We start from the raw sequence: 18,217 nt of genomic DNA, 5'->3' as shown, positions 1-18,217 counted from the left end.
CCAAGGAGGAGACAGTCATGGCGCAGCAGCCCCTGCAAACCATCCTTCATGTGGACGATGACGAAGACATCCGCGTGATCATCCACATGGCCCTTGAAACCGTCGGCTCCTTCGACGTGCAGCAGTTCGCCACCGGCCAAGGCGCGGTCGAGGCTGCCGTGTCGGTCAAGCCGCAGATGCTTTTGCTGGATGTAATGATGCCCGACATGTCCGGCGAAGATGTTTGGCGCGCCATCACGGCCAAGCCCGGATTTGCAGACATACCCACGATATTTCTGACGGCAAAGGCCGAAGATTCTTTTTCCAAGCAGCTGCGTGACAAAGGCGCCTTGGCCGTCATCACCAAACCGGTGGACCCGATGACGCTGTCGTCCCAGATCGAGGAAATCTGGCAAAAGCGCTGATCCGAGCGGCACAGCAACGAGACAATCTTGCGGCGGCGCGGGTGCTCAGCCGTCGCTCAAGCTCTTGAAGTCGCCGGAATCGAGCACGGGTGCCGCATCGATCTCGTCCGCGTCCAGCATTGCCGCCACGCGCTCCAAGCTGGCCACCAGCATTGCTTGCTCCCAGTCTTCCATGACAGAAAACTTTCGAACGAAGCGCTGCTGCAATGGGTCTGGCGCCTTGGCCAGCGTGTCGCGCCCCTTCGCGGTAAGGTGGATATTGGTCTGCCGGCGGTCTCGTGTCGACTTTTCACGCAAGACCATCCCCTCGTTCACCAGCTTGTCCACCAGCGAGGTCACGGTCGCCTGCGTCACACGCATTCGCGATGATATCGCGGTCGCTGTTGCCTGCCCGGTCTCGCCGATGATCTGCAAAACCCGGAACTGCGCGGGAGTCACCCCGGCGGACTGTTTGACTTCGCGACCGAACAAATCGGTCGCGCGAAGAATGCGTCTGAGTGCGACTAAAGAGGTATCGATGCGGTCCATTCCTACCTTTGACGTTTCGTTAGGATAGCTAAACATATACACGCAAACTTGGTTTGTGAAGCCCCCTTTGGTTAGCCTTATTAACCAGATATCGCTAAATTCACTGCTATAGCCAAAGCGATTTGACGCTAAAAACAAGTTATTTTTGTGGAAATTAGAGGTCCTAGTAAATATTATACTTAGTCACTTGAAGTACCACCAGTCCGATGCTACTTAGTAAACCAAAGCAAATCGGAGATACAAACATGCCCCGCGACCTTGCAAAAGAAATCGTCCCGACCCTTCGCGAGCCCGAACCGACGGACGGCTCGGAAATTTGGGAACTCGTGCGCGAATGCAAGCCGCTCGACGAAAACTCGATGTACTGCAATCTGATCCAGTGCGACCACTTTTCCGACACTTGCGTTCTCGCCGAGATTGAGGGCAAGCCCGTGGGCTGGGTATCGGGCCATGTCATTCCGAGCGATCCCGAGACTTTGTTCATCTGGCAGGTTGCCGTTTCGGAAGATGCGCGCGGCATGGGCCTTGGTTCGCTGATGCTGAAAGAAGCGTTGCAGCGCGATGCATGTGCGGACGTCAACAAGATCCAGACTACGATTACGTCGGATAACGACGCATCTTGGGCCCTTTTCAAGAAATTTGCCGAAGAGTGTGGAACCGATCTTGATGCTGAGGCGTATTACGAGGAAGACGAGCACTTCAACGGTCAAAGCAAGACGGAGAACCTCGTGACGATTCCGCTGGCCGAAGAGCTGGCAAAAGTGGCCTAATACCGGGGCCACCTCCCCAAATCCCCCTCAAATTCTGACATTGAAAGAGAGGTCGTATGTCTACGAATACCTCCCATAAACCTGTTTTTGAACGTCGTGAATCCGAAGCCCGTAGCTACTGCCGCGGGTTCGATACCGTGTTCACGTCTGCATCTGGCGCCGAAATGACCGATGTGGACGGCCGCACCTATATCGACTTCCTGGCCGGTTGTTCTTCACTAAACTACGGTCATAACGACCCCGATATGAAGGCAGCCCTGCTCGAGCATATCTCGAATGACGGCATCGCCCACGGGCTGGACATGATGTCTGACACCAAGGCGCAGTTCCTCGAGACGTTCGAGAAACTGATCCTTGAGCCGCGCGGCATGGACCACAAGATCATGATGACGGGTCCGACCGGCACCAATGCCGTCGAGTCCGCACTGAAGCTTGCGCGCAAGGTCACTGGCCGCCGCGACATCATCGCCTTCACGAACGGCTTCCACGGGATGACGCTGGGCGCCTTGGCGTGCACCGGCAACGCCGGCAAGCGCGCCGGCGCCGGTGGCGCGCCGCTGTGCGGCATCAACCGGATGCCCTATGACGGTGCCTTCGGCGACGATGTGGACACGATCGGTCAAATGGAAATGATGTTCGATAATCCCTCATCGGGTGTCGACGCCCCTGCTGCCTTTCTGGTCGAACTGGTTCAAGGCGAAGGTGGCCTGAACGCCGCCTCCAGAGAGTGGGTCGAACGCCTTGGCCGGCTCGCCAAAAACCACGATATCCTTCTAATCGTAGACGATATCCAGGCCGGTATCGGCCGCACGGGCAGCTTCTTCAGCTTCGACGACATGGATGTCGAGCCCGACATGATCCCGCTGGCGAAATCGCTGTCAGGCTTCGGCCTGCCTTTCGCCACGTTGCTGATCCGTCGCGATCTGGACATCTGGAAACCGGCCGAGCATAACGGCACGTTCCGGGGTAACACGCATGCGTTCATCACTGCACGCGTCGCGCTCGAGAAGTTCTGGTCGGACGACAAATTCAAGAACGAGGTCGCCGAAAAGGCCAAGATCCTCGAGACGCGCCTGCAACGCATCGCCGACATGGTGCCGGGCGCCAAGCTCAAGGGCCGCGGCATGATGCGCGGCGTGGATGTCGGCTCGGGCGAATTGGCCGAGCAAATCTGCGGCGAAGCATTCCGCAACGGGCTCATCATCGAGACCTCGGGCAGCTTTGACGAAGTCGTCAAGGTCCTTGCACCGCTGACCATCCCGGTCGAGCTGTTTGAGAAGGGTCTCGATATTTTGGAAAAAGCTGCCTCGACCTGCGTCGAAGGCCACAACATCGCTGCGGAGTAACCGAAATGATCGTCAGAGACTTCAACAAGATCACCGAGAACGAAAAAGACCGCGTCGTCTCGGACGCCAACTGGACAAGCGTCCGGATGCTGCTGGCCGATGACAACATGGGCTTTTCGTTCCACATCACCTTTCTCGAGGCCGGTTCCGAACATACGTTCGAATACAAGAATCACTTCGAGAGCGTCTATTGCATGCAAGGCACCGGCTCGATCACCGACATCGCCACCGGCGAAACGCACGAGATCAAGCCCGGCGTGATGTATGCGCTAGACAAGCACGACCGCCACATACTGCGCGCCGACGAAGAGCTGGTAATGGCCTGCTGCTTCAACCCGCCGGTCACCGGCAACGAGGTGCATCGCGAAGATGGCTCTTACGCGGCGCCCGAAACCGCCGAGGCGTGAACCAATGACCCACACAGTGGAGAAAATCGGCGGGACGTCCATGTCCCGCCTGCACGAATTGCGCGATACCCTGTTCATCAAGAACGGAGAGCCGCAATACGGACGTATCTTCGTCGTTTCGGCCTTCGGTGGCATCACCGACATGCTGCTGGAGCACAAGAAATCGGGCGAGGATGGCGCCTATGCCGCTTTCGCCGACGCCGAGGACGACCATGGCTGGCACGATGCGCTGACAAAGGCCTGTCGCGCCATGATCAAAGCGCATGAGGACGTGCTCGAGCACCCTGCCGACATCGCTCAGGCGACTGCCTTTGTGAACGAACGGATCGAAGGTGCCCGCAACTGTCTGATCGACCTCCAGCGCCTGTGCTCCTACGGCCATTTCCGGCTGAACGCGCACCTGATGCATATCCGCGAGTTGCTTTCGGGCCTTGGCGAAGCGCACAGCGCGCACGTGGCGGCATTGGTGCTGAAACGTGCCGGTGTCAACGCCCGCGCCGTGGACCTGACAGGCTGGCGCGAAGATGGCGAAGTCACACTGGACGAGCGTATCAACAACGCAATGGCCAGCATCGACCCGGCCACGGAAATGCCGATCGTCACCGGCTATGCCCAGTGCCGCGAGGGCCTGATGAAGGAATTCGACCGCGGCTATTCCGAGGTCACATTCTCGCAGATGGCCGCCCTGACCGGCGCGCGCGAGGCGATCATCCACAAGGAATTTCACCTTTCCTCTGCCGACCCCAAGCTGGTCGGCGCAGAGAACGTGCGCACCTTGGGTCATACCAACTATGACGTGGCCGACCAGATGGCGAACCTCGGGATGGAAGCGATCCATCCCTCCGCTGCCAAGACACTGCGCCAGGCCGGCGTGCCCCTGCGCGTCACCAACGCGTTCGAGCCCGAAGAGCCCGGCACGGTCATCGACGATCAACCCGCCGAAACGCCGGCGGTCGAGATGGTCACCGGCCTCGACATCATCGCGCTGGAAGTGTTCGAACAGGACATGGTCGGCGTCAAAGGCTACGACGCCGCCATTCTCGACGCGCTGACGCGCAACGCCGTGCGCATCGTGTCGAAGGCGTCCAACGCCAACACGATCACGCACTATGTCGACGCATCGGTCAAAGCCATGCGCAAGGTCGCCGACGATCTGGCGGAGAAATATCCGCAGTCCGAAATCCGCAATCGCAAGCTTTCGCTGGTCTCCGTTATCGGGCGTGATCTCGATGGGCTAAGCACGCTGCAGCGCGGCCTGCAGGCGCTGGATGACAACGGCATGGCCTCGCTCGGGGCCACCCAAGGCCCGCGCCACGTCGATACGCAGTTCATACTCGAACGCGAAGACCGCGATCCGGCGATCAAGGCGCTTCACGACACGTTCTTCGGCAAGGCGTCCGAAAACGGAAAAAAGTCGGACATCACGATCGCTGCCTGACAGCGCCCTCGCCCTAGATGATTCAAAAAAACGCGCGTGTCGGGATTCCGGCACGCGCGTTTCGTATTTAGAAGATCAAGCCGTGGTCAGCCGTCCAGCGATTTCGGCAAGGTATTTTCGAACACGTTACCCTCGGTATCCGTGGCCTTCACAGTCAGGTCTGCCGAGCCGTTGTCATCATAGAAGAACCGGAAGGACGGGTTTTCCGAGATCGAAATCCCCCCGGTCATCGAGAACAGCATTTCGTCGCCCTGCAGCACCTCGATCGTGTCGATGAAATGCGCCGGGATGAACAGCTGCGTAATCTGGTCCCGCTGAAGCCCGGAATAATTCGGATGCCGGATCATGATCTGCGCCTCGCGCCGCGGCGTGGATACCGCCGCCGTCTCGCCAAAGCTGCGCAGCTTCATACGGCCCATGCCTGCCAGCGCCACCTCCGGGTCTTTCGAGGCCGGGGCAGAACAGCCGCCCGACGCTTTCACGAACCGCCCGGTCATGTAAAGGCCGTCCTCGGTCTCGGTAATAACCCGCACATTGGAATACTGGTTCACTCGCACGCGCATTTCGAAATCGAGTTGCCCCATACCGTGCCCGAACGTGAACTCTCCGGCAACTGGCGCAGGATTTTCGTCAATCACCACCGTGGCCGACCTGATCTGCGCGTCCGGATCGGTCTGTTTCAGGTGCAGCGGCACCGTCGCCGCGTCATGGGCACGGTACGGCGCCTCAACGCTCAGCGGACCCTCCGCCTCCTCCAGCGTGGCCTCGCCCAGCACGTCATAGCGAAGATCCTGCCAGGTCGGGCTTTCGGTCAAGGGGTTCTTGACCGCCTCCTCAGTCCAACCAGGTGACGCCGCAAGACCCAGCGCCAAAACGGATGCGATTGCATGTCTCATACGGTCTCCTCCCGCAGTGCGCAAGTGTTATGCCACGAAACGGCGGCAAAATCCACTTATACGAAATGGGGCATGGACCTCACAATCTCGTGTGGCAAGATCCGGCCATGTTCGAGGTCGTCGTCACAGCCTGCATTGCGCTTGCCTCTGAGGCAGGCGAGCCGGCCTGCCGCGACATGCTTCTGGCGAATTACGAGGCTCCAACACAGGCCGAGTGCGAGGCGCAATTGCCCGAACTTTCAAAGACATACGATGACCCGCGCTGTGCCCCCGTTGGCCCGGCGCTCGACACGACCGAGATCGCACCGGGCGTTTTCGCCCATCTGGGCCGGGTCGAGGAACCCGACACCGACAACCGCGGTGACGTCGCGAATCTCGGCTTTGTCGTCGGCCAAGACAGCGTCGCCGTGATCGACACCGGCTCGGCCCGCTGGATCGGCGAGGCACTCTGGCGCGCGATCCGCCTTGAGACCGACAAGCCCGTCAGCCACGTGATCCTGACCCACATGCACCCCGACCATGTGCTGGGCACGGATGCCTTCAGCACCACCGGGGCACAGGTTGCCTCCCACGCCGCCCTGCCCCGCGCGCTGGCCGACAGGCAGGCCAATTACGCGGAAAGCCTGACGCGCCTGATCGGTCCCGCCTTCATAGGCTCGACCGCGCCGGACACGGACATCACGGTGTCGCCCGACGCGCCAATGCAGATCGACCTCGGCAACCGCATTCTCACCCTGCACGCATGGCCTACCGCCCATACCGGCAACGATCTCACGGTGCTGGACGAAGCGACCGGCACGCTCTTCACAGGCGACCTCATTTTTCACATGCACACCCCCGCCCTCGACGGCAGCGTGCTAGGCTGGCTCGACGTTCTGGGCCAGCTGAAAAAGTGGAACGTCACCCGTATCGTCCCCGGCCACGGCGGCCCGGTGCTGGACTGGCCTGAAGGCGCCGAGGATCAGCACCGCTATCTGGAAACGCTGCGCGACGACACCCGCGCCGCCATCGCTCGCGGCACCCGTCTGGGCGAGGCCGTCACCACAATCGCGGAAAGCGAAGCAGACAAGTGGCAGCTTTTCGAGGCCTACAACCCGCGGAACGCCACTGTCGCCTTCACCGAACTTGAATGGGAATAGCGCCTATTCCCTCGCCACGCCCTGCAGCATCTGCGCGATGGCAAAGAGCCGCTTTTCGATCAGTTGCGGCGTCTCGCACAGATAGGTGATCGACTGCTGCCGGTCGGAATAGATCACCTGGTCCCAGTCCAGCTTCTCCTCCAATTCGTCGACCCGGTCGAAATCCGGGTTCTCCGCTTCCAGCGCCGTGTCCATCTCCAGCCGCATCTCGTCGATCTTCTCGGACAGCGCGATCTGCCCCAGCGAGAAGTCCGCGATCCCGTTGATGACCTGCGACCGGCGCGTGTTGAGCGACTTGAATGTTTGCGAAAAGGCCCGGCCAAGGTTGGCTTCCGTGTCCTCGGGCCAGCGATCGACGAAATCCTCTGCCGCCTGCCGCAGCGCGTCCATCTCCAGCCGCCGTACGGCCAACGTGCCTGCAAGGTCCCTGATATCCGCTGCCAGCGCCGGATCCTCGACCTCGCCTTCCGGCAACGCGATGGGCCACATCAGCCCAAGCGACAAGGATTCCACCTTGCGCTGCACGCAAGGCCAAGTCGGGTCCGAGAAATCCTCGGCCATCACCGGGGCGGCGACGCCCACGAAACCGGCGAATGCCATTAAAACGAACGTCCTCATACGGTCCTCCCTTGGTCCCATGGGAACACGCCCATGCATCCCCGGCAAGGGTTCACAATGGAATACCAACCAAGGTACTAATTGTGCCGCGGCATTGCCGCCCCCTACCATAGCTTTGATTCACGTGCCTGTCTGCGGCGCGAACGGGAGGAAATACACTATCATGCGCACTAAAGCTGCCGTGGCCCTCGAGGCCGGCAAACCACTGGAAATTATGGAAGTCGAACTCGAAGGCCCCAAGGCCGGCGAGGTTCTGGTGGAAATCAAGGCCACTGGCCTGTGTCACACCGACGAATTCACCCGCTCGGGCGACGACCCCGAAGGCATCTTCCCCGCCATCCTGGGCCATGAAGGCGCCGGCGTGGTGATGGAAGTGGGCGAAGGCGTCACCACGCTCAAGCCCGGCGATCACGTGATCCCGCTTTACACGCCGGAATGTCGTGAATGCGCGTCCTGCCTGTCGGGCAAAACGAATCTCTGCACGGCGATCCGCAACACCCAAGGTCAGGGCCTGATGCCCGACGGCACCACGCGGTTCAAGATGCTCGACGGCACGCCGATCCATCACTACATGGGCTGTTCGACCTTCGCCAACCACACGGTCATGCCCGAAATCGCGCTGGCCAAGGTGCGCGACGACGCGCCCTTCGACAAGATCTGCTATATTGGCTGCGGCGTGACCACCGGCATCGGCGCGGTGATCAACACCGCCGGCGTCGAAATCGGCTCGACCGCTGCGGTCTTCGGCTTGGGCGGCATCGGCCTCAACGTGATCCAGGGCCTGCGCATGGCGGGCTGCGACATGATCATCGGGGTCGACCTGAACGACGACAAGGCCGAGATGGCCAAGAAGTTCGGTATGACCCATTTCGTGAACCCCACCAAGGTCGACAACACGGTCCAGGAGATCGTGAACATGACCAAGCGCGGCATCGACCAGATCGGCGGCGTGGACTATTCCTTCGACGCCACCGGCAACGTGCAGGTGATGCGCGACGCGCTGGAATGCTCGCACCGCGGCTGGGGCTGCTCGGTCATCATCGGCGTGGCCCCCGCGGGCGCCGAGATTTCCACCCGTCCCTTCCAACTTGTCACCGGCCGGGTCTGGAAAGGCACCGCGTTTGGCGGCGCCAAGGGCCGCACCGACGTGCCGAAATTCGTCGATTGGTACATGGACGGCAAGATCGAGATCGACCCGATGATCACCCACAAGCTGACGCTGGACGAGATCAACCACGGGTTCGAACTGATGCACGAAGGCAAATCGATCCGCGCCGTGGTGGAGTTCTGATTTGTCCGTAGAGGTCGTCTCACAAAACAGGAGCTTCGGCGGCGAACAGATCGTCTACAAGCACAGTTCCAACACCTGTGCCTGCGAGATGACCTACGCTGTCTACCAGCCTCCGCAGGCCAAGGATGGCCCGGTTCCGGTGCTTTGGTACCTTTCGGGCCTAACCTGCAACCACGAAAACGCCATGACCAAGGGCGGTTTCCAGGAACACGCAGCGCGGGAAGGCATCGCGCTGGTGTTCCCCGACACCTCGCCGCGCGGCGACAACGTTGCGGATGACGAGGCGTACGATCTGGGCCAGGGGGCGGGCTTTTACGTCAACGCCACCTGCGATCCTTGGCGGCAGCACTACCGCATGTACGACTACATAGTGAACGAGCTCTACTCGATCATCATGGAAACCCAGCCGGTGCAGGATCGTCACGGCATCACCGGGCACTCCATGGGCGGGCACGGCGCCATGACCATCGCCATGCGCAACCCCGACAAGTTCGAGTCGCTCTCGGCCTTCGCGCCCATCGCCAACCCGACTCGCTCGGATTGGGGGCGCAAGCAGCTCAGTGCCTATCTGGGCGATGACGAAAGCACTTGGGCGCAGCACGATTCCACGCTGCTGCTCGAGGAACACGGCTGGAAAGGCGACGTCCTGATCGACCAGGGGTCGAGCGACCAGTTCCTCGACCTGCTGAAACCCGAGGCGCTGGCAGATACCATGGCCAAACGCCGTCAGCCCGGCCAGGTCCGGATTCAGCCGGGCTATGATCACTCATATTTTTTTGTACAGACATTCGCCGCAGACCACGTATCATGGCATGCCGAACGTCTGCACCACTGATGTGTGTACTGACACTGTTGACTAGGGAGACATCAACTTGACCATCCGTACCATCCTCGCCGCCGGCATCCTGGCCACCACGCCCGCTCTGGGCTTTGCGCAAGACGTCGAAGGCGACGCCGAAGCCGGTGAAAAAGTGTTCCGCAAATGCATGGCCTGCCACGCCGTCGGCGAAGGCGCCAAGAACAAGGTCGGCCCGGTTCTGACCGGCATCGTCGGCGCCCCCGTCGCGGCGAATGAAGACTTCAAATACTCCGACGTGCTCGCCGAGATGGGCGCCGAGGGCAAGGAGTGGACGCCCGAAGAGCTGGCGGCGTTCCTCGAAAAACCGCGTGACTATGCCAAGGGCACCAAGATGGCCTTCGCCGGTCTGCGCAAGGAAGAAGAAAGAATGAACGTGATCGCGTACCTCGCCTCCACGGGCGAATAACGCGGCGCGTCCGAGACGCGGGGGCTCCTCGAAGGAGAGAGCTTGGGACCCCCGCTTTAACGGTCGATAATCGGCCATTCCAATGCGGCGGAAGACCGCTGCTTACATGGGAGGACTACAATGAAGAAGCTTATGCTTTTAACTTCGGGTCTGGCGCTCTGCGCTGGCATGGCCGTCGCCAATGACGACCTTGTCACGCAGATGGACGACCCCAGCCAATGGGCGATCCAGACGGGCGACTACAAGAACCAGCGCCATTCCAAGCTGGATCAGATCAACAAGGAAAACGTGGGCGACCTGCAGGTCGCATGGACCTTCTCGACCGGCGTTCTGCGCGGGCACGAAGGCTCGCCGCTCGTCGTGGGCGACACCATGTATGTCCACACGCCCTTCCCGAACATCGTCTACGCGCTCGACCTCGCCGACGAAGGCAAGATCAAGTGGAAATACGAGCCCAAGCAGGATCCGGACGTCATTCCGGTGATGTGCTGTGACACCGTGAACCGCGGTGTGGCCTATGCCGACGGCAAGATCTTCCTGCACCAGGCCGACACCAAGGTCGTGGCTCTGAACGCTGACGACGGTTCGGTCGAATGGGAAGTCGTCAACGGCGACCCGTCCATCGGCGAAACCAACACCGCGACCGTTCTTCCGGTCAAGGACAAGGTCATCGTCGGCATTTCGGGCGGCGAGTTCGGCGTGCGTGGTCACGTGACCGCCTACAACATGTCGGACGGCAGCCAAGCGTGGCGCGCCTATTCGATGGGCCCCGACGAGGACATCCTCGTGGACCCCGAGAACACGACCCATCTGGGTGAGCCTGTCGGTGAAAACTCCGGCACCAACACCTGGGAAGGCGACCAGTGGCAAATCGGCGGCGGCACCACCTGGGGCTGGTACTCGGCGGATCTCGACGAGAACCTGATGTACTACGGCACCGGCAACCCGTCGACGTGGAACCCCTCGCAGCGTCCCGGCGACAACCGCTGGTCCATGACCGTCATGGCCCGCGACATCGACACCGGCGAGGCCAAGTGGTTCTACCAGATGACCCCGCATGACGAGTGGGATTACGACGGCGTCAACGAAATGATCCTCACGGAGCAGGAAATTGACGGCGAGGAGCGCAAGCTTCTGACCCACTTCGACCGTAACGGTCTGGCCTACACGATGGACCGTGTGTCGGGTGAACTTCTGGTCGCCGAAAAATACGACCCGGTCGTGAACTGGACCTCCGGCGTCGACATGGACCCCGAGTCCGACACCTACGGTCGTCCTGAAGTGGTGGCGCAATACTCCACCGAGCAGAACGGCGAAGACGTCAACTCCACAGGCATCTGCCCTGCGGCGCTTGGCACCAAGGACCAACAGCCCGCGGCCTATGACCCGGAAACCCAGCTGTTCCTGGTTCCGACCAACCACGTCTGCATGGACTACGAGCCGTTCCGCGTCAGCTACACCGCAGGTCAGCCTTATGTGGGCGCGACCCTGTCGATGTACCCTGCCCCGGACAGCCATGGCGGCATGGGCAACTTCATCGCCTGGGATAACATCAACGGCGAAATCAAGTGGTCCAACCCCGAGCAGTTCTCGGTCTGGTCCGGTGCTCTGACGACCGCGGGTGGCATCACCTTCTACGGCACGCTCGAAGGCTATATCAAGGCCGTCGACACCGCCACGGGTGAGGAACTCTACAAGTTCCGCACACCCTCGGGCATCATCGGCAACGTGATGACCTACGAGCGTGAAGGCAAACAGTATGTCGCCGTCCTCTCGGGCGTCGGTGGCTGGGCCGGCATCGGTCTCGCGGCCGGTCTGACCAACCCCAATGACGGTCTGGGCGCTGTGGGTGGCTACGCCGCTCTCAGCGACTACACCGCGCTGGGTGGCCAACTGACCGTGTTCGCTCTGCCGGACTAAGCGATACGCAACAGCCGGGGCCGGTCCTCCTTCGGGAAGGCCGGCCCCGTGCCCAAGATAAACGACGCATTATCAGTACCAAAAACAGGAAAGGTATGACCGCATCATGAGCACCGGACTCCGCTTGACACTCGCCTCGGCCCTGGTCGCGCTGCCGATCACAGCCTCGGCTCAGAACTGGAGCGATCAGCCGGTCGATCCTGCAAACCACGACGAGACCGTCGCCTACGAAGAAGACGGGCGGTATTTCAACGAGGACGACGTTCCCACCTACAACGTGGGCGAAGACGGCACCGTCGACTGGCTCACCTTCTCGGGCTTTCGCCGCTATCACGCCGAATGCCACGTCTGCCACGGCCCCGATGGCGAAGGCTCGTCCTACGCCCCCAAAGTCAAGAATTCCGCCGTCCACATGGGCTATTACGACTTCTACGATGTTGTCGTGAACGGCCGTGGAAACGGCAACTCCGTCATGCCCCACTTCGGCGACAACCCGAACGTGATGTGCTATCTCGACGACATCTATGTCTATCTCAAGGCCCGCGGCATGGAGGCCGTCCCGCGCGGACGCCCCGGCTCGAAACAAGCCAAGTCAGAATCGATCCAAGAGGATGAAGATGCCTGCATGGGCTAAATCCACAGCATTGCGCGCCGCCGCCCGCCTCACCGGGTCGGCGGCGCTTTGCTTTTCGGCGCTGCTGATGTCCGGGCCGGCAACGGCCCAGACCTCCGATCTTGTGTCGCAGAACGCGCTGCGCGTCTGCGCCGATCCGGCCAACTACCCCATGTCCACCAAAGAGGGAACGGGGTACGAAAACAAGCTGGCCGAACTCATCGCGTCCAAGCTGGACCTGCCGGTGCAATACACCTGGTATCCGCAGGCCACGGGGTTCATCCGCAACACGCTGAAGGTCAAGCGCTGCGACGTCGTGATGGGCTACGCCCAGGGCCATGAACTGGTGCTTAACACCAACCACTACTTCAGCTCGGTCTATACGCTTATCGTCCCGCAGGACAGCCCGCTCGCCTCGGTCGAGACCCTCACAGACGACGCTCTGAAGGGGACCCGCATCGGCATCATCGCCGGAACGCCGCCTTCGGCGCATCTTGCGCGGCACGGGCTGATCGGCAAGGCCAAGCCCTACAACCTTGTTGTCGACCGCCGGCACGAGAATCCGGCGATCAACATGCTCGACGACCTCAAGGCCGGCGACACCGACGCCGCCATCCTCTGGGGCCCGCTCGGCGGCCCGCTGGTCAAGGCGGACTACCCCGGCATGAAGGTGATCCCTCTCATCAACGAGGAATTGCCCCCGCGCCTCTTCTTCCGCATCACCATGGGCGTGCGGCAGGGCGAAAAGGTCTGGCAGCGCGAGCTCAACTCGCTCATCCGCCGTCACCAGGACGAAATCAATGCGCTTCTGGTCGAGGCCGGCGTGCCGCTGGTCAGCGACATGGGCAATGAAATGCTGGAGCTGGCGCAGTGAAACGCCTCGTCGCGGCCCTCGCCCTCGCGGCCTGGGCCGCAACGCCAGGCACCGCCCAAGACATCCCCGAGCCTTCCGACTACCGCACGGACCACTACCGCGCGCCGGTGCCTGCCACGCTTCAGGGCGGCACCGTCATCGACGCGAAAGAGGCGCACGCCCTCTGGCAGGCCGGCGAGGCCGCCTTCATCGACGTCCTCCCCCGCGCGCCCAAGCCCGAGAACCTGCCCGAAGGCACCATCTGGCGCGACAAGCCCCGCCCCAGCATCCCCGGCGCGCTCTGGCTGCCCAACGTGGGCTACGGCGCGCTGGCCGACGTCACCGCCGACTATTTCCGCGCCGGGCTTGATCACGCGACCGAGGGCGACCCCGACCGCCCGGTCGTTTTCTTCTGCCTGGCCGAGTGCTGGATGAGCTGGAACGCCGCAAAACGTGCGATCGAATGGAACCATTCGCAAGTCTACTGGTTTCCCGATGGTACGGACGGGTGGGCGTTTCAGGATTTTCCGTTGAAAGAAATTGAGCCGTTCCCCACCCCCTGACAGGCGAATACGCGCCGGAAATTTGCCGTTTGGCCGGGTCGTCCCATATGGTTTGAAAGCGACTCGCGCACCGAAAACACCAAGACCTGGGAGTGGAAACATTGAATGACAAGTTGATTTACGGGGTTCTGATCGCGGCCGTGGCCGTGCTTCTGGCGGTGGCCGCCCTGCGCCCGAAACCCGAACCGCTTGGCGACCAGACCGCCCAAGCCAACACCGAAACCTCCGAGGAACAAACCGCATCTTCCGAGAGCGACAGCGAAGGCTCCGAAGAGCAAGCCGCATCCTCCGAGAGCGACAGCGAAGCCTCCGAAGAGCAGGCCGCCTCCTCCGAGAGCGACAGCGAAGGCTCCGAAGAGCAAACCGCATCCTCCGAGAGCGAAAGCGAAGGCTCCGAGGAGCAGGCCGCATCCTCCGAGAGCGACAGCGAAGGCTCCGAGGAGCAGGCCTCATCCTCCGAGAGCGACAGCGAGGGCTCCGAGGAGCAGGCAGCCTCCTCCGAGAGCGAAAGCGACGGCTCCGACGAGCAAGCAGCCTCCTCCGAGAGCGACAGCGAAGGCTCCGAAGAGCAACCCGCATCCTCCGAGAGCGAAAGCGAAGGCTCCGAGGAGCAGGCCGCATCCTCCGAGAGCGACAGCGAAGGCTCCGAGGAGCAGGCCTCATCCTCCGAGAGCGACAGCGAAGGCTCCGAGGAGCAGGCCTCATCCTCCGAGAGCGACAGCGAAGGCTCCGAAGAGCAAGCCGCATCCTCAGAGAGCGACAGCGACGGCTCCGAGGAACAAGCCGCATCGTCCGAGGGCGAAAGCGAAGCCTCCGAAGAGCAAGCCGCATCCTCCGAGAGCGAAAGCGAAGCCTCCGAAGAGCAGGCAGCCTCCTCCGAGAGCGATAGCGAAGGCTCCGAAGAGCAAGCCGCATCGTCCGAGAGCGATAGCGAAGGCTCCGAAGAGCAAACCGCCTCCTCCGAGAGCGACAGCGAAGGCTCCGAGGGCACGCAATCCAGCGCAGACAAGATCGCCGCACTTGAGGAACGCGTCGCAGCACTTGAAGCTCAGCTCAGCGAAGGTGGCTCAGGCTCCAGTTCCAATGACAGCGGCGCCGCGTCCGGTGAGGACACCGAAACCTTTGGTGTCGGCTCTACCGCGATGCTGAACGACGGCGACATCCGCATCTTCGTCAGCTCGATCGCCAACGACACCGTGCGTTTCGCCGTCAACGGCTTCTCGACCCAGTCCGCCGAGTCGGGCTCCGAGGTGGAACTCGACAACGGCTGCACGCTGACGGTCGAAAGCGTCGAGAACAATACCGCGCGCTTCGCTGCGGCCTGCGAGTAACGACAAAAGACAGGCCCCTGGCGCATCACGCGCCCGGGGCCGCCCATTTCAATATCCAGTCAGTTTCTTGTGCGCATGGGTCACGGTGCCATCGGTATCCGTCATGGTCACGTCCACCGCCTGCGCCCGGCTCGGCACCGACAGGGCCACCTGCGGGTTTTCCGACAGCGAAATCGACCCCGTCATCTCGACATATCCCGCACCGTCAAGATCAATCTCCACAGTTTCGACATAGCGCATGGGCAGGAACAGCAGCGTGATCTGGTCCATCTGCATCCCCGAATGCGACGGGTGCGAGATGTCCACGTCCATCCGGTTCAGCCGATTGGCCAGCTTGTCCGCCGCGCTTTGCCCCAGCCCGGTCAGCCGCCCGGCCAGTTCGATTTCCATCTGTCCCAGCGTTTCCAGCGCAAGGTCCGGATCGGTCCCCGGCGGCGCTGCACAGGCCCCCTGCCCCGATGTCTTGACGAAGGCCTCGGAGACAAAAAGCCGCCCATCGGTCGTCTCGGCCACGACATGCATCGGCGTCGGCCCGTTGATCCGCATCGTCACGTCGAAAAAGAACGCCGGCAACGGCGCATCCAGGTCAAAGACAGCCGACACCGGCATCGGGTTTTCGTCGATCACAAGCGTCACGCTGGCAATCTCGGCCCCTTCCGGCGCCACCACCTGCGCCGCCAGCTGCGTGCGCGCGTCGTTGCCCGTCCGGTACGGCGCGTCGATGGCGATCACCTGCGCGCCGTCCAAGAGCGCCCGCTCGCCATATATCTCGGCGCTCAGATCCTCCCAAGTGCCTGCCAGCGCCGGCACTGCCATCACGCACAGCGCACTCAATGCGCGCAAAGACGTTCCAATCATTCCTCGCCTCCTCCCGACAGGAATATGCCAAAGGCCCGCGGCCCGTCGCATGTCTCGACGTCATATACCACGTCCAGCGTTTGTGCGTCCATCACGCTCACCGTGTTCTCGAACCAGTTGGCAAAGACCACATGTGCGCCGTCCGCCGTGGCGTCGATCCCCTCGGGATATTCCCCGACGCTGACCTGCTCGACCGGCTCCAGCGTGGCCAGGTCGATCACGCTCAGACTGTTCGCATACTGGTTGGTCACAAAGGCCCGCCCGCTTGCAAAGGCAACGCCATAAGGCCGTTCGCCCACCGGCACCGTGGCCAGCACCTTGCCAGTTTCGGCATCCACCACGCTCACATCATTGCTGCCCACGTTACCCACGAACAGCCGCCTATCCGGTGCAAAGCCAAGCCCGTAGGGCCGCACGCCCACACCGACCCTATGCAGCAGCTCAAGGGTCCCGGCGTCCCAGACCGACACCCGGTCGGCATCCTTCTCGGCACTGGCCAGAAACCGCCCATCTTCCGACAGCGCGATCCCCGCTGGCTCCGCCCCGGTCTCAAGCTCCTGCAAGACCTCTAGGCTTTCGGCGTCCAACACCCAAAGCCGTGCGTTATACCAGTCCGACACGAACAGCCGCCCGCGCGCGGCATCCAGCGCCACGCCGGTCGGCCCGCCATCCAGCACCGTTTCGGTCAAAAGCCTGCCGGTGAGCGTGAAACGCCGCACGGTCTTGCTATCCGGGGAGACGGAATAGACCGCATCGCCACCAACGGCGACCCCGGCAGGCTTGCCCGCCACGTCCCAGCGATCAACCTCGACCCCGCGGGCCACGTCGATCACGCTCAACGCATCGGCAGGCTGACAGGTGACGAACGCGGTCTGCCCGGCCACCGGCGTGGCCAGGCAAAGCGCCAGCGCGTTAAGAGCCCGGCGCACCGAACCGCTCGGTCAGGGCATCCAGCCCCGCCTGGTAGACGCCGCTGACCGCCGCAATCGCCGCCTCGTCATTCAGTTCGGGCGGCGGATCGTTGTTCGGATAGCCGCGATAGAACGCGCCGCGCCACTCCACGATAGACCCGCCCCCGTCACGCGGCTTCACCGTCAGGTGGGACGAGTAGTTCGTCACCGGCAGCGTCTCGACCGCGACCTCGGTGATCCGGTAGGAATAGCTCATCTTCTCGTCGCTGTACTTGTAGAGGATCTCGTCGATGGTCGGGCCACCTTCCTCGCCCAGCGTCAGCACGCGCGTGGCGTCGATCTCGTTGCCGCCCTCGCCTTCCGTCGAATGCACCGCCGGGTGCCAGGACATGTCCTGGAAATTCCCGATCGCCTCCCAGACCTCGGCCGGGTCCGCCGCCACCTCGGTGGTCCGCGTCACCTTCTGCCGCGTCGGCCCGTGCGCCAGCGCCATACCCGGCAGCATCAGCGCCGTCAGGCTGGCCATGAACAGTCGTCTTCTCATATATCTTCCTCCCTGAAGATTCGGTTTTTCAAGATTTGTCGCATCCCCCGCGCCCAGATCTCGTCGGTGCTGCCGCGCACGCTGACGCTGCCGCCCTTCACGATCTCGCCACTGGCGGCATCCTTCAACTGAACCGCGATGGACACAAGAACAGGCGACACCATGTTGACCTCGCCCACCAGGATGAACTCCGCGCCCAGCGTCTCGGCCATGCGAATATCGCATCCGTAACAGCTCGCCGGGTTGCTCACGCGCTCCAACTCTTCCGCCACCGGCGCAAGGTCCAAAAGCGTATAGCCCTCTGCCTCGAATCGCTCCGCCAACATCCCTTCCAGCATCTTCACGCGGGCCAGGTCGGCCTCGTCCGGCCCCTCCGCCATCAGCGACGAAGATTGCGTCGTCTGGTCCGAACTGTCCTCTAGATGCAGCCCGAAAAAGGCCACGTCCCCTTGCGCGTACGCAGCCGGGGCGAAAGCCAGGAACAGGAACAATATCAATCGCATACGGACGTTCTTAGAAGTT

Annotated in this window: 21 protein-coding genes; 14 read left to right on the top strand and 7 right to left on the bottom strand. The window is 62.1% G+C overall.

What is annotated here, in order from left to right; genetic code table 11:
• Nucleotides 1–17 precede the first annotated feature (17 nt).
• Entirely contained in the window at nucleotides 18–404 is a 387-nt protein-coding gene (locus tag FIU86_RS05755; protein ID WP_152474190.1) for a response regulator, read from the top strand.
• Between the two features lie 45 nt (nucleotides 405–449).
• Here the strand turns inward: FIU86_RS05755 and FIU86_RS05750 are convergent, their stop codons facing one another.
• Nucleotides 450–932 (bottom strand): MarR family winged helix-turn-helix transcriptional regulator, encoded by a 483-nt coding sequence (locus FIU86_RS05750; RefSeq protein WP_152474189.1) that lies wholly within the window; start codon nucleotides 930–932, stop codon nucleotides 450–452.
• A 245-nt stretch (nucleotides 933–1,177) separates the two neighbouring features.
• Between FIU86_RS05750 and ectA the strand changes: the two genes are divergently transcribed.
• The 4 genes from ectA to FIU86_RS05730 are packed head-to-tail and all read left to right on the top strand — an operon-like array spanning nucleotide 1,178 to nucleotide 4,893.
• Nucleotides 1,178–1,702 carry a diaminobutyrate acetyltransferase gene (gene ectA / locus FIU86_RS05745; protein ID WP_152474188.1) on the top strand — a complete coding sequence of 175 codons (525 nt, stop codon included), beginning with the start codon at nucleotides 1,178–1,180 and terminating at the stop codon, nucleotides 1,700–1,702.
• 56 nt (nucleotides 1,703–1,758) lie between these two features.
• Nucleotides 1,759–3,048, top strand: a complete 1,290-nt coding sequence (gene ectB, locus FIU86_RS05740; protein WP_152474187.1) for a diaminobutyrate--2-oxoglutarate transaminase — start codon at nucleotides 1,759–1,761, stop codon at nucleotides 3,046–3,048.
• A gap of 5 nt (nucleotides 3,049–3,053) precedes the next feature.
• Nucleotides 3,054–3,455, top strand: coding sequence for an ectoine synthase (locus FIU86_RS05735; protein WP_152474186.1), 402 nt, complete (start codon nucleotides 3,054–3,056; stop codon nucleotides 3,453–3,455).
• A 4-nt stretch (nucleotides 3,456–3,459) separates the two neighbouring features.
• Entirely contained in the window at nucleotides 3,460–4,893 is a 1,434-nt protein-coding gene (locus tag FIU86_RS05730) for an aspartate kinase (protein ID WP_152474185.1), read from the top strand.
• Between the two features lie 86 nt (nucleotides 4,894–4,979).
• Here FIU86_RS05730 and FIU86_RS05725 read toward each other — a convergent pair whose 3' ends face one another.
• Complete coding sequence (locus FIU86_RS05725; protein ID WP_152474184.1) at nucleotides 4,980–5,789, bottom strand: quinoprotein dehydrogenase-associated SoxYZ-like carrier; 810 nt, start codon at nucleotides 5,787–5,789, stop codon at nucleotides 4,980–4,982.
• Nucleotides 5,790–5,896: 107 nt separating this feature from the next.
• Between FIU86_RS05725 and FIU86_RS05720 the strand changes: the two genes are divergently transcribed.
• Nucleotides 5,897–6,928 (top strand): quinoprotein relay system zinc metallohydrolase 2, encoded by a 1,032-nt coding sequence (locus FIU86_RS05720; RefSeq protein WP_152476964.1) that lies wholly within the window; start codon nucleotides 5,897–5,899, stop codon nucleotides 6,926–6,928.
• A 3-nt stretch (nucleotides 6,929–6,931) separates the two neighbouring features.
• Here FIU86_RS05720 and FIU86_RS05715 read toward each other — a convergent pair whose 3' ends face one another.
• Nucleotides 6,932–7,546, bottom strand: a complete 615-nt coding sequence (locus tag FIU86_RS05715) for a hypothetical protein (RefSeq protein ID WP_152474183.1) — start codon at nucleotides 7,544–7,546, stop codon at nucleotides 6,932–6,934.
• 163 nt (nucleotides 7,547–7,709) lie between these two features.
• Between FIU86_RS05715 and FIU86_RS05710 the strand changes: the two genes are divergently transcribed.
• The 8 genes from FIU86_RS05710 (at nucleotide 7,710) to FIU86_RS05675 (ending at nucleotide 15,382) form a co-directional block, all read left to right on the top strand.
• Entirely contained in the window at nucleotides 7,710–8,837 is a 1,128-nt protein-coding gene (locus FIU86_RS05710; protein ID WP_152474182.1) for an S-(hydroxymethyl)glutathione dehydrogenase/class III alcohol dehydrogenase, read from the top strand.
• 1 nt (nucleotide 8,838) lies between these two features.
• Nucleotides 8,839–9,672, top strand: a complete 834-nt coding sequence (gene fghA, locus FIU86_RS05705) for an S-formylglutathione hydrolase (protein WP_152474181.1) — start codon at nucleotides 8,839–8,841, stop codon at nucleotides 9,670–9,672.
• A 52-nt stretch (nucleotides 9,673–9,724) separates the two neighbouring features.
• Nucleotides 9,725–10,102, top strand: a complete 378-nt coding sequence (locus FIU86_RS05700; protein WP_254703999.1) for a cytochrome c family protein — start codon at nucleotides 9,725–9,727, stop codon at nucleotides 10,100–10,102.
• 120 nt (nucleotides 10,103–10,222) lie between these two features.
• On the top strand, nucleotides 10,223–12,022 hold the full coding sequence (locus tag FIU86_RS05695; RefSeq protein WP_152474179.1) for a methanol/ethanol family PQQ-dependent dehydrogenase: 1,800 nt from the start codon (nucleotides 10,223–10,225) through the stop codon (nucleotides 12,020–12,022).
• A gap of 106 nt (nucleotides 12,023–12,128) precedes the next feature.
• Nucleotides 12,129–12,656: a c-type cytochrome, methanol metabolism-related gene (locus FIU86_RS05690; RefSeq protein ID WP_152474178.1), complete on the top strand. Its 528-nt coding sequence runs from the start codon at nucleotides 12,129–12,131 to the stop codon at nucleotides 12,654–12,656.
• Between the two features lie 67 nt (nucleotides 12,657–12,723).
• The gene (locus FIU86_RS05685) at nucleotides 12,724–13,509 is read left to right on the top strand and encodes a substrate-binding domain-containing protein (protein ID WP_254703998.1); all 786 of its coding nucleotides are present in this window, start codon (nucleotides 12,724–12,726) and stop codon (nucleotides 13,507–13,509) included.
• The gene (locus FIU86_RS05680) at nucleotides 13,506–14,051 is read left to right on the top strand and encodes a PQQ-dependent catabolism-associated CXXCW motif protein (RefSeq protein ID WP_152474176.1); all 546 of its coding nucleotides are present in this window, start codon (nucleotides 13,506–13,508) and stop codon (nucleotides 14,049–14,051) included. Before FIU86_RS05685 ends, FIU86_RS05680 begins: the two co-directional genes overlap by 4 nt.
• A 101-nt stretch (nucleotides 14,052–14,152) precedes the next feature.
• Nucleotides 14,153–15,382 (top strand): hypothetical protein, encoded by a 1,230-nt coding sequence (locus FIU86_RS05675; protein WP_152474175.1) that lies wholly within the window; start codon nucleotides 14,153–14,155, stop codon nucleotides 15,380–15,382.
• 48 nt (nucleotides 15,383–15,430) lie between these two features.
• Here FIU86_RS05675 and FIU86_RS05670 read toward each other — a convergent pair whose 3' ends face one another.
• Genes FIU86_RS05670 through FIU86_RS05655 form a run of 4 tightly spaced genes read right to left on the bottom strand, consistent with a single transcriptional unit; the run spans nucleotide 15,431 to nucleotide 18,198 of the window.
• Nucleotides 15,431–16,240, bottom strand: a complete 810-nt coding sequence (locus FIU86_RS05670; RefSeq protein WP_152474174.1) for a quinoprotein dehydrogenase-associated SoxYZ-like carrier — start codon at nucleotides 16,238–16,240, stop codon at nucleotides 15,431–15,433.
• Nucleotides 16,237–17,169 carry a cytochrome D1 domain-containing protein gene (locus FIU86_RS05665; RefSeq protein WP_152474173.1) on the bottom strand — a complete coding sequence of 311 codons (933 nt, stop codon included), beginning with the start codon at nucleotides 17,167–17,169 and terminating at the stop codon, nucleotides 16,237–16,239. Before FIU86_RS05665 ends, FIU86_RS05670 begins: the two co-directional genes overlap by 4 nt.
• Entirely contained in the window at nucleotides 17,153–17,695 is a 543-nt protein-coding gene (locus FIU86_RS05660; RefSeq protein ID WP_152474172.1) for an SRPBCC family protein, read from the bottom strand. The genes FIU86_RS05665 and FIU86_RS05660 overlap by 17 nt, the downstream gene beginning before the upstream one ends.
• The gene (locus FIU86_RS05655; protein WP_152474171.1) at nucleotides 17,692–18,198 is read right to left on the bottom strand and encodes a DUF3280 domain-containing protein; all 507 of its coding nucleotides are present in this window, start codon (nucleotides 18,196–18,198) and stop codon (nucleotides 17,692–17,694) included. The genes FIU86_RS05660 and FIU86_RS05655 overlap by 4 nt, the downstream gene beginning before the upstream one ends.
• Nucleotides 18,199–18,217: the final 19 nt, after the last annotated feature.

The sequence above is a fragment of the Roseovarius sp. THAF9 genome (assembly GCF_009363715.1).
Taxonomy (GTDB): domain Bacteria; phylum Pseudomonadota; class Alphaproteobacteria; order Rhodobacterales; family Rhodobacteraceae; genus Roseovarius.
This window is presented reverse-complemented; position numbering and strand designations above follow the sequence as displayed.

Coding starts and splice junctions, on each gene's coding strand:
- ectA (WP_152474188.1), top strand. CDS start 1,178: ATGCCCCGCGACCTTGCAAAAGAAATCGTCCCGACCCTTCGCGAGCCC.
- FIU86_RS05660 (WP_152474172.1), bottom strand. CDS start 17,695: ATGAGAAGACGACTGTTCATGGCCAGCCTGACGGCGCTGATGCTGCCG.
- FIU86_RS05720 (WP_152476964.1), top strand. CDS start 5,897: ATGTTCGAGGTCGTCGTCACAGCCTGCATTGCGCTTGCCTCTGAGGCA.
- FIU86_RS05725 (WP_152474184.1), bottom strand. CDS start 5,789: ATGAGACATGCAATCGCATCCGTTTTGGCGCTGGGTCTTGCGGCGTCA.
- FIU86_RS05755 (WP_152474190.1), top strand. CDS start 18: ATGGCGCAGCAGCCCCTGCAAACCATCCTTCATGTGGACGATGACGAA.
- FIU86_RS05710 (WP_152474182.1), top strand. CDS start 7,710: ATGCGCACTAAAGCTGCCGTGGCCCTCGAGGCCGGCAAACCACTGGAA.
- ectB (WP_152474187.1), top strand. CDS start 1,759: ATGTCTACGAATACCTCCCATAAACCTGTTTTTGAACGTCGTGAATCC.
- FIU86_RS05685 (WP_254703998.1), top strand. CDS start 12,724: ATGTCCGGGCCGGCAACGGCCCAGACCTCCGATCTTGTGTCGCAGAAC.
- FIU86_RS05715 (WP_152474183.1), bottom strand. CDS start 7,546: ATGAGGACGTTCGTTTTAATGGCATTCGCCGGTTTCGTGGGCGTCGCC.
- FIU86_RS05730 (WP_152474185.1), top strand. CDS start 3,460: ATGACCCACACAGTGGAGAAAATCGGCGGGACGTCCATGTCCCGCCTG.
- FIU86_RS05695 (WP_152474179.1), top strand. CDS start 10,223: ATGAAGAAGCTTATGCTTTTAACTTCGGGTCTGGCGCTCTGCGCTGGC.
- FIU86_RS05735 (WP_152474186.1), top strand. CDS start 3,054: ATGATCGTCAGAGACTTCAACAAGATCACCGAGAACGAAAAAGACCGC.
- FIU86_RS05690 (WP_152474178.1), top strand. CDS start 12,129: ATGAGCACCGGACTCCGCTTGACACTCGCCTCGGCCCTGGTCGCGCTG.
- FIU86_RS05655 (WP_152474171.1), bottom strand. CDS start 18,198: ATGCGATTGATATTGTTCCTGTTCCTGGCTTTCGCCCCGGCTGCGTAC.
- FIU86_RS05750 (WP_152474189.1), bottom strand. CDS start 932: ATGGACCGCATCGATACCTCTTTAGTCGCACTCAGACGCATTCTTCGC.
- FIU86_RS05670 (WP_152474174.1), bottom strand. CDS start 16,240: ATGATTGGAACGTCTTTGCGCGCATTGAGTGCGCTGTGCGTGATGGCA.